This window comes from Nocardioides pacificus (assembly GCF_054775955.1).
The window spans coordinates 57,087-65,264 of the sequence record NZ_BAAHCI010000002.1 but is presented as its reverse complement, the minus strand read 5'-3'; the positions used below and the strand labels follow the sequence as shown (position 1 = coordinate 65,264).

The 8,178-nt window shown below is 67.1% G+C and carries 9 protein-coding genes and 3 tRNA genes; 4 read left to right on the top strand and 8 right to left on the bottom strand.

Annotated elements, in window-relative coordinates; translation table 11 throughout:
- Window positions 1–85: 85 nt before the first annotated feature.
- The 4 genes from ACYU7L_RS00485 to ACYU7L_RS00470 all read right to left on the bottom strand — a co-directional run bounded on the left by ACYU7L_RS00485 (window position 86) and on the right by ACYU7L_RS00470 (window position 3,132).
- Window positions 86–1,000 (bottom strand): hypothetical protein, encoded by a 915-nt coding sequence (locus ACYU7L_RS00485; RefSeq protein ID WP_460793178.1) that lies wholly within the window; start codon window positions 998–1,000, stop codon window positions 86–88.
- A gap of 217 nt (window positions 1,001–1,217) precedes the next feature.
- Window positions 1,218–2,162 carry a hypothetical protein gene (locus ACYU7L_RS00480; RefSeq protein WP_460793177.1) on the bottom strand — a complete coding sequence of 315 codons (945 nt, stop codon included), beginning with the start codon at window positions 2,160–2,162 and terminating at the stop codon, window positions 1,218–1,220.
- A 7-nt stretch (window positions 2,163–2,169) separates the two neighbouring features.
- The gene (locus tag ACYU7L_RS00475) at window positions 2,170–2,643 is read right to left on the bottom strand and encodes a hypothetical protein (RefSeq protein WP_460793176.1); all 474 of its coding nucleotides are present in this window, start codon (window positions 2,641–2,643) and stop codon (window positions 2,170–2,172) included.
- 415 nt (window positions 2,644–3,058) lie between these two features.
- Window positions 3,059–3,132: transfer RNA gene (locus ACYU7L_RS00470), tRNA-Phe, on the bottom strand.
- Window positions 3,133–3,252: 120 nt separating this feature from the next.
- On the opposite strand from ACYU7L_RS00470, the gene ACYU7L_RS00465 reads away from it, so the two are divergent.
- The 3 genes from ACYU7L_RS00465 (at window position 3,253) to ACYU7L_RS00455 (ending at window position 3,984) form a co-directional block, all read left to right on the top strand.
- A tRNA-Glu gene (locus ACYU7L_RS00465) sits at window positions 3,253–3,325 on the top strand.
- Between the two features lie 110 nt (window positions 3,326–3,435).
- Window positions 3,436–3,509: transfer RNA gene (locus tag ACYU7L_RS00460), tRNA-Asp, on the top strand.
- 133 nt (window positions 3,510–3,642) lie between these two features.
- Window positions 3,643–3,984 carry a metallopeptidase family protein gene (locus ACYU7L_RS00455; RefSeq protein WP_460793181.1) on the top strand — a complete coding sequence of 114 codons (342 nt, stop codon included), beginning with the start codon at window positions 3,643–3,645 and terminating at the stop codon, window positions 3,982–3,984.
- A gap of 4 nt (window positions 3,985–3,988) precedes the next feature.
- On the opposite strand, the gene ACYU7L_RS00450 is transcribed toward ACYU7L_RS00455, so the two are convergent.
- From ACYU7L_RS00450 to ACYU7L_RS00440, 3 genes are read right to left on the bottom strand one after another with little or no spacing between them, the layout of a single operon-like run.
- The gene (locus tag ACYU7L_RS00450; RefSeq protein ID WP_460793174.1) at window positions 3,989–4,342 is read right to left on the bottom strand and encodes a fluoride efflux transporter FluC; all 354 of its coding nucleotides are present in this window, start codon (window positions 4,340–4,342) and stop codon (window positions 3,989–3,991) included.
- On the bottom strand, window positions 4,339–4,791 hold the full coding sequence (locus tag ACYU7L_RS00445; protein ID WP_460793172.1) for a fluoride efflux transporter FluC: 453 nt from the start codon (window positions 4,789–4,791) through the stop codon (window positions 4,339–4,341). Before ACYU7L_RS00445 ends, ACYU7L_RS00450 begins: the two co-directional genes overlap by 4 nt.
- The gene (locus ACYU7L_RS00440) at window positions 4,788–5,711 is read right to left on the bottom strand and encodes an ATP-binding protein (RefSeq protein WP_460793180.1); all 924 of its coding nucleotides are present in this window, start codon (window positions 5,709–5,711) and stop codon (window positions 4,788–4,790) included. The genes ACYU7L_RS00445 and ACYU7L_RS00440 overlap by 4 nt, the downstream gene beginning before the upstream one ends.
- Window positions 5,712–5,912: 201 nt before the next feature.
- Between ACYU7L_RS00440 and ACYU7L_RS00435 the strand changes: the two genes are divergently transcribed.
- A complete protein-coding gene (locus ACYU7L_RS00435; protein WP_460793171.1) occupies window positions 5,913–7,412 on the top strand; it encodes an NAD(P)/FAD-dependent oxidoreductase in 1,500 nt (499 codons plus the stop codon).
- A gap of 38 nt (window positions 7,413–7,450) precedes the next feature.
- On the opposite strand, the gene ACYU7L_RS00430 is transcribed toward ACYU7L_RS00435, so the two are convergent.
- On the bottom strand, window positions 7,451–8,116 hold the full coding sequence (locus ACYU7L_RS00430) for a PaaI family thioesterase (RefSeq protein ID WP_460793170.1): 666 nt from the start codon (window positions 8,114–8,116) through the stop codon (window positions 7,451–7,453).
- Window positions 8,117–8,178 lie beyond the last annotated feature (62 nt).

The following is an 8,178-nucleotide window of genomic DNA, read 5'->3' as shown; positions in this document are numbered from 1 at the left end:
TCGTCGCGGAACTCCTTGGGGTACGGCTTCGGCACAGTGCACATCCTTCCAGCAGCACCTCTCGGCACCACAGATCAGATGTCACCTATCCGTGCAGCAGTCCCTCTTGAGCCTCAATCGTCTGCGTTGCTCGGTGCGGTGAGCGGGCTACGTCGCTCGGCCAGGCATCAACCACGGGTTCTGGACTGTCCAGTTGAAGCGTGGTTTGGGCCTGCGCCTGCTCAAGCCACGAGTTCGCGTAAGTCGCTCCCGCCACCGAATCCCCCAGTCTCCCCCTCCGCAGGAGCGTGGCTGCGAGTCCATCGTCGTACTCGACTGACGAGTAGGGTGCGCTAGATCGAGGCAAGGTGAACGAGATGCTTGTGCCTATGTACGGGTAGATGTGAGGTGACACCGACCACCAGATCTTCCGCATCTCGCAGGCGACTACACGGGTCCCGTCTACGACCCGGTTGTCCGCAACGAATCCCTGCGCGTGTTCCATTCCCTCGCCGATCGGGACTAGTGAGGGACGATCTACGGGTTTCGTGTGCGAGGTGCACGGCGCGTCTAGGGCGTCCGGGACGAGGCTCCCATCGAGGAGTGACGCCTCGACTGGTATGGCAAACACCACGTAGTCGTAGGACGCCTGGATCCATTCTTCAGACCAGGCGGTCATGGTGTACGTGACCAACTTTGGCGCGCCTGATCCATCGGACGCACCCTGGTCGGGCTCGCCCCTAATTTCCAGTCTCGGAGGCAAGGCGGACCGACTCGTGTCGCTGAACCTCTCCCACGACTTCTGCATCCTTCGACCGGCGGGATCATCATTAGAGATCTGGTTCTTTGGATCGTCTGTCACGGCCGCCGAGACCACTGGGGAGGCGACGGCGTCCAGATCAATTGGTTCTTGAAATTCGCTCGCGGAGAGCGTCCACGCGCACTCGACTACGAAGGCGATCAGCACAGCAAGCCACGCAACGAGGTTCTCGTTGCTCCCTTGTCCGCTCTCACCGCTCAACGGAGTCTCCAGGGGTCGAGGTCGTGTAGATCGTATCTGTCGAGAGGAAGCAGAGGGACGAATATCTATCTACGGGTGAGGTCTCCCGATGCCGTCCGCCTCATCACGATCGCTCGCCGGATATTGACTCGCTTGGCTGCTTACGACTAATCAGCGGTCGTAGATCCTCCCTGTGCTGGGGTCCCGCGCTGCAATCGCGTGGGGAAGTGCGACTCATTCAGCGCTGAGCCTTCCTGTCTGCGCGGAACCCCACGTTGGTGAGCGCTCCGACAAATAGATCCTCGTTCAGGAACTGCAATACCGTGGGGATGTCATCGTCGTCGAGGCGAAGTCGCCCGTTGGCGTCCAAGAGTAACGTCGGGTCGAGTCCGACGTCGACCATGCGCGTCTTGATGGTGCTAGCGGATACGTTCGCGAGGTGTCCCCGCCTGACAATGGCTTCCAGTCGCGTCTTCGCCCTGCTATCCCGAATTGCCTTGGCCGTGAGTCGTGCCCGGCCGTCTTCGGTCATTTCGACGTGGGCGGCGAGTTCTGCGCTCCACCCCGGCACCTGAGCGATCAGGACTTGCTGGGTGCGAAAGAGGGCTACGAAGGACGTTTGGCTCAGGACGCACACTCGGTCTCCGACAAACACGAGATCCACCAAGTCGTCGAACGCAAAGATCGGATCGGAGATCCGAGTGAGGACATCGTGAAGACTCGTCAGCACCCGACCGCCCTTGAGTCCACGCCGAGGGTTGGTCCGGCGGAGGAAGGAAACGCGTTCCCCGGGTGTGCTGCCCACGGTAAGTGCGTAGAACGTCAGGTCTTGAGTGGGCAACTTGCCTGGCGTGAGCGGCATCAGTGTCTCAGCCGCTGCTAATGCCTCTGCGAGCGATAGCCCCTGGTGTTCGCTGGCGAGCACGGGAGCGTCACCGAGATCGCCGCGCGGTAGCCACAAGTAGGTCTCTGGGCTGAGGTCCGCGTCCGGTGCCCACGGTTCGGGGGAGCGCTCCTGGAGGTCCACCACGGTGGCACGCAGGACACCTCGGAGTTCTGCGGCGACGTCGTCACCCATAGCGACTTGAGCCAGTTTGGTCTTTTGTCCGGATCGCCATCCAACGCTCAGGGTTAGCGATCCCTCAACGTCGACCTGGGCGACTTCATCCTCGATGTCCGTCACGGTGCTGTCAGTCCTCGGACTGCAGGCTCGTCATTTTGACCGCGCCAGGGGTTAGGTGCACTGCGTTGACTGTCTGACCCACGAGAGGCCGCTTTGTCGCCATGAGCAATCCTTCGAAGTTGGATGTCGATTCGATGATGTAAACGTGATAACCGGCTGCAAGCAGAATCGGATTCACAAGGACCAAATCCGTTCGGTAGATGACTACTACCAGTAGGGCTGCAAAGATGGCATAGGCGACCCAGTCTCGCCACCCACTGACGGTCAAGAACAGAAATGGGAAGAGGTAAGTCAGCAGGTAGGCGGGAACCTGTGCGCTCTCGTCGCGTATCGACCTGATCTTGAATGGCTGTTCGTTAGTTGCCGATCGCGCTGCAATTAGGCCAAACAGGCTCCACACGGCGAGGCATCCCAACACGGCCAGGGCGGACGCCCACAGTGGGTGTGTTTCACTGACGCGCAAGGCAACGATAAACGCCATTGGGGCTAGTGACGACGCAAGTAGGCGCGCTTTAAGCATCGGCTAGACCTTCGCTTCGCGATCTGTGGAGCGGAGCCACTTCTCGGCCCGCATGCTTGCGTGACGTGGGGACAGGCCAGTCAAGGTGGCTCGGACCAGGCCGCCATCGCAGACGTGCGCATGGCCGAACAGGAGGAGGGTCCGCCCTGTCTGTATCCGGGGGAGCGCTACTGGGCGTCTTGAGATGCGCCGACGGGTTCCCATGTCGTGACTTTGGCACGAGGGGCCGACACCATGTTGTGGATTGCCGAAGATCGCGGACAGGCGGCGGCGTGGGCCGCGAACTACGCCGGACCCCTACGTACTGAGACCGGAAGTGAGACCAGACGAAAGCCGAACGCCCCCGCCGGAGACCGGCGGGGGCGTTCAGTGCTTGTGGGCAGGGGCGGGGTCGAACCGCCGACCTTCCACTTTTCAGGCGGACGCTCGTACCAACTGAGCTACCTGCCCAAGCGGGGGAAACCTTACATGAGCACCCGCCTCGCGCGGAAACCGCCACGGTTTGGGGGCGGGCTGGCCCGGGCTCTATGCTGATCCGGCGTCCCGTCCGGCTTGCCGGGCAGGGTGCAGGCCCCCATCGTCTAGCGGCCTAGGACGTCGCCCTTTCACGGCGGTAGCACGGGTTCGAATCCCGTTGGGGGTGCGCTTGCGCGGGCACAACGGAGTCTCGATTGGGAGTCCGGCGCAGCGATGGGTTAGAGTTTCGCTCGCTTCGCCAGTGCAAGTTGCTGCCGAGGACAACAGCATCACCATGGCCCCGTAGCGCAGTTGGTTAGCGCGCCGCCCTGTCACGGCGGAGGCCGCGGGTTCGAGTCCCGTCGGGGTCGCAAGAGTTGGAGAGCGGTTCAGGTTCGCCTGAGCCGCTCTCTGCATTTCACGGCCAGGTCACTTCCCGCCCGGGCATTCCCCGACGATCCGGGCCGCTCCCCACCCGCCCGGCACAATGGGCTCGTGATCGAGATGGACGCCGCCCGCTTCGACGCGCTGGTCGATGCGGCGCTCGACGACATCCCCGACGAGCTGGCCACCCTGATCCGCAACGTCGTGGTCCTCGTCGAGGAGCACGCGCCCCCCGACGACCCGGACCTCCTCGGGCTCTACGACGGGGTGGCGTTGACCGAGCGCGACGGCAGCTATGGGATGACGCTGCCCGACCGGATCTTCATCTTCCGTCGCCCCCTCCTGGAGATGTGCGAGAGCGAGGCGGAGCTCGTCGAGGAGGTCCGGATCACCGTGGTGCACGAGGTCGCGCACCACTTCGGCATCGACGACGAGCGCCTGCACGCCCTCGGCTACGCCTGAGCGGTCAGCTGGCGAGCCAGAACCCCAGGCCACAGGCCGCCAGCGACAAGACGACCGTCGCCACGACGTACGGCGTGCCGCGGCGCGCGCCTAGGTCGTGCGCGCGCACCACGAACGACGAGTACGTCGTGAGCCCGCCGCAGAAGCCCACACCGAGCAGGGCCGCCCACGACCCGGAGAGGGCCAGGGCCGAGAGCACGCCCAGCAGCAGCGAGCCGGCCACGTTGACGAGCAGCGTCCCCGTCGGGAAGTCCCCCTCCTGCACGTCGCCATCGAGCCAGTGCCCGGCGAGGTAGCGCAGCGGAGCCCCGACGCCGGCGCCCGCGGCCACGAGAAGACCCTCGGCGAGCAGGCTCACAGGTCGCCGCCCTCGGCGTCGAACAGCATCCGCGCGGGACGCGTCGAGAGCAGGTCTGCCAGCGCGACACCGACGAGGCAGGCGCCCAGCGTCCCCACGGCGTACGACGCAGCGAGGGCGCCGTCGCCGGCGTCGACGAGGGCGCGGGTCTGCTCGCTCCAGGCGGAGAGCGTCGTGAAGCCGCCGAGCAGGCCGGGGCCGAGCAGGGTGGTCAGAGCGAGGCGACGTCGTACGGCGGGGAGGGCCGGCAGCAGCGCCAGCAGGATCGAGCCGACCACGTTGACGGCGAAAGTGGTCCAGGGGAAGCCGGACCCGTCCGGGGCGAGCTGGCCCAGCCCCCAGCGCAGCAGCGCACCTGCGGCTCCTCCGACGGCGACGAGCAGGCACAGGGCGGGCAGTGAGGGGGCCGGAAGCGGAGTGACTGCGAGCGAGGAGGACGAGCGCGTCACGTGCCGCTGTCGGCGAGTGGCGGGGCGTGGCCCGGCCAGGGGGCCGGGGCGTCGCCGCGGCTCTGGCGGACGAACTCGCCGAGGAACCAGCGCTGGAAGTGCTGCTGGGCGTCCGAGCGGGCCAGCAGCAGCAGCCGCTGTGCCCGGCAGAAGGCGTCGGCGAGCTCGAGGAGGTCGAGCATCTGGTTGATGACGTTCGGCGTGCTCGGGGGGACGTGAACGACGAGGTCGACGCTGCTGGTGCCGGCGCGAAGGGCCCGCTCGATGGCGTCGAGCCCGGTGCTGTCACGGAACTCGCGCTCGAAGGTGTCGAAGAGCTCGGAGAGGTTCTTGGCCAGTGGATAGTCGGCCTGGTGGGCCAGGGACAGCAGTCGCAGCTCGCGACGCAGCTCGCGGTAGTGACGGTTGTAGCCGAGATACAGCTGCAGCGGCAGCCCCTTGAACTCGACCGGCAGGAGCTCCGCTGGGGGAGGAGTGTCGCTCGACTGCACGGGGGCAGCCAGGTCGTAGACGACGCCGGGCGGCTCCTCGGCCTGGACCTGATCGGCGGGGGTGAACCACACCATCTTGCCGCTCGCGTCGATCTCCGCGCCCCAGGCGGTGGAGCACATGGCCACGATGCCGAGTCCGCGGCCGACGGTGAGCAGCTCGTCCTCGTCGTGGTCGCCGGTGGAGAAGTCCGGCGGCTGGGGGGAGCCGTCGCTGACCTCGAAGCGGGGATGCTCGCGGGTGCCGCGGACCCGGACGCTGATCGGGCCAGAGGCGTGGAGGACCGCGTTGGTGACGAGCTCGGAGACGGCCAGCTCGGCGCACTCGACGAGGTCCTCGCGGCCCAGCTCCCGGCAGGTGTCGACGACCCAGCGTCGTGCGTCCGCCACTGAACGTGGGGTCGCTCCGAGCGGGAGCGCCTCCCTGTTCATCGGCATTCGCGTATTCCCCACCACTGTCCTGAGATCACCCCGGAGCAGGGCGAAGTCACACCAACGAGTGCGTCCATACCCGCAACAGTCCGAGATGAAACCCCCGGCCCGGGTTCGTTTGATGGGCGTCGAGGGAAGAGGATGTGTGCATCCACTGTTGGGTACTTCGTCCCAGATATTAGTCACCAGAGAGGTCCACGTATGTCAGCCCAGCCAAATTCACCCGGCAAGCACCACGTCGTGGTCATCGGGTCCGGGTTCGGTGGCCTCTTCGGCACCAAGGCTCTGAAGCGGGCTGACGTCGACGTGACGATGGTCGCCAAGACCACCCACCACCTCTTCCAGCCCCTGCTCTATCAGGTGGCCACCGGCATCCTCTCCGAGGGTGAGATCGCGCCGCCGACCCGGGAGATCGTCAGCCGGCAGAAGAACGCCCGGGTGCTCCTGGGCGAGGTGACCCACATCGACCTCGAGAAGCGTCAGGTGACCTCGCAGGTGCTCAACCGCGAGACGGTCCTGACCTACGACTCGCTGATCGTGGCGGCGGGCGCCACCCAGTCCTACTTCGGCAACGACCACTTCGCCGAGTTCGCTCCCGGCATGAAGAGCATCGACGACGCCCTCGAGCTGCGAGGCCGGATCTTCGGCGCCTTCGAGCTGGCCGAGCTCGGCGCCAACCGGGGCGAGAACGTCGACCACCTGCTCACCTTCGTCGTCGTCGGCGCCGGTCCGACGGGGGTGGAGATGGCCGGCCAGATCGCCGAGCTGGCCCACCGCACCCTCAAGCGCGACTTCCGCTCCATCAACACCCGCACCGCCCGCGTGATCCTGGTCGACGCCGCGCCGCAGGTGCTGCCGCCGTTCGGCGCCAAGCTGGGCGCGACGACCAAGACCGAGCTGGAGAAGCTCGGCGTCGAGGTGATGCTGGGCGCGATGGTGACCGACGTCGACGAGCGCGGTCTGCAGGTGAAGTTCAAGGACGGTCGCGTCGAGCGCATCGAGGCGGTCACGAAGATCTGGGCGGCCGGCGTCCAGGCCAGCCCGCTGGGCAAGATGCTCGCCGAGCAGAGCGGCGCTCCGCTGGACCGGGCCGGCCGGATCGGCGTCAACCCCGACCTCACGCTGACCGGGCACCCCGAGGTGTTCGTGGTCGGCGACATGATCGCGCTCGACAACCTGCCCGGCGTGGCGCAGGTGGCGATCCAGGGGGCGAAGTACGCCGCCAAGGAGATCGACCACCGGCTCTCGGGCAAGGCGCCGCAGGGCCCGTTCAAGTACTTCGACAAGGGCTCGATGGCGATCATCAGCCGCTTCCGCGCGGTCGCGATGGTCGGCAAGCTGCGCCTGACCGGCGTTATCGCGTGGCTGATGTGGCTGGCCGTGCACCTCGTCTACATCACCGGCTTCAAGAGCCGCTTCACCGCGCTGATCAGCTGGGCGGTCTCGTTCATCGGCCGTGGCCGCTCCGAGCGCACCACCACCGAGCAGCAGATCTTCGCGCGCAGTGCCCTGGCCCGGCTCAAGGGCGGCACCGCATCGCTGGTCTCCGACCCCGGCGCGTACGACGCGGCGCGCGACGACGCCGAGCGGACCCGGCGCGAGGAGCTCGAGGCTCAGGCAGCGGAGGAGGCCCGCCTCACCGACGCCGGCGAGCGTGGCACCCCCGCCCAGAGCCGGATGGCGGACAGCCGCCCGGGCTGAGCGCCGGCGGGCCTGGACGATCGGGGGGCGCCCCCCGATCACTCGTACTGCTTGGGCGCCTTCTCCTTCTCCGCCGCGATCAGCTCGCGGGCCCAGCGGGGCAGGATGAAGACGCCCTCGGCCTCGACGGTGATGCCGTCGGAGTCGGCGATGTGGCCCTTGACGAAGCTCTTGATGCCCTCTGTCCGGTCGAGCTTGGCCTCGATGTGGAGGTCGCCCAGCGGCGTGCCGCGGCGGTAGCGCACCGACAGGGTGCCGGTCATCCCCGGTGCCCCGGCGGCCGCGGCCGCCGTGCCCAGCACCTGGTCGAGCAGCAGCGACGAGACGCCCCCGTGGACCAGGCCGGGCGGGCCCTCGTAGGCCGCGCCGGCGTGGAAGTCGGCCCACACGCGCTTGTCCTCGTCGGTCTGCAGGTCCAGCGGGATCGCGACCGGGTTGCGCATCCCGATGACGGCGTTGCCGTGCGTGCGCACCGTCCCGTCGTCGGCGATCCGGGCTCCGAACGAGGCCGGGATCTGCTTCGCGCGCAGCCGCGCGACCAGCGCGTCGACCTCACGGCGTACGGCGTCGATCTCGGCGTCGTCGACCTCGGTGCGGATCGTCGCGTCGACGAGCTGGCGCACGCTGTCCGTGAGTGGGGTGTAGACATCGCGCTCGTGCGCGAGCTCTTCGGGGGTGAGGTTCTCCTCGACGTAGTGAAACATGCGCGCACTCTAGGTGGCCCACGGCGGCGACGGGTGGCAAGCGGTCGCTGAGCAGCCAGCCG

Excerpts from the sequence above, each read along its gene's own strand:
- ACYU7L_RS00440 (WP_460793180.1), bottom strand. The coding sequence starts at position 5,711 with ATGAACAGGGAGGCGCTCCCGCTCGGAGCGACCCCACGTTCAGTGGCG.
- ACYU7L_RS00430 (WP_460793170.1), bottom strand. The coding sequence starts at position 8,116 with ATGTTTCACTACGTCGAGGAGAACCTCACCCCCGAAGAGCTCGCGCAC.
- ACYU7L_RS00455 (WP_460793181.1), top strand. The coding sequence starts at position 3,643 with ATGGACGCCGCCCGCTTCGACGCGCTGGTCGATGCGGCGCTCGACGAC.
- ACYU7L_RS00435 (WP_460793171.1), top strand. The coding sequence starts at position 5,913 with ATGTCAGCCCAGCCAAATTCACCCGGCAAGCACCACGTCGTGGTCATC.
- ACYU7L_RS00475 (WP_460793176.1), bottom strand. The coding sequence starts at position 2,643 with ATGGCGTTTATCGTTGCCTTGCGCGTCAGTGAAACACACCCACTGTGG.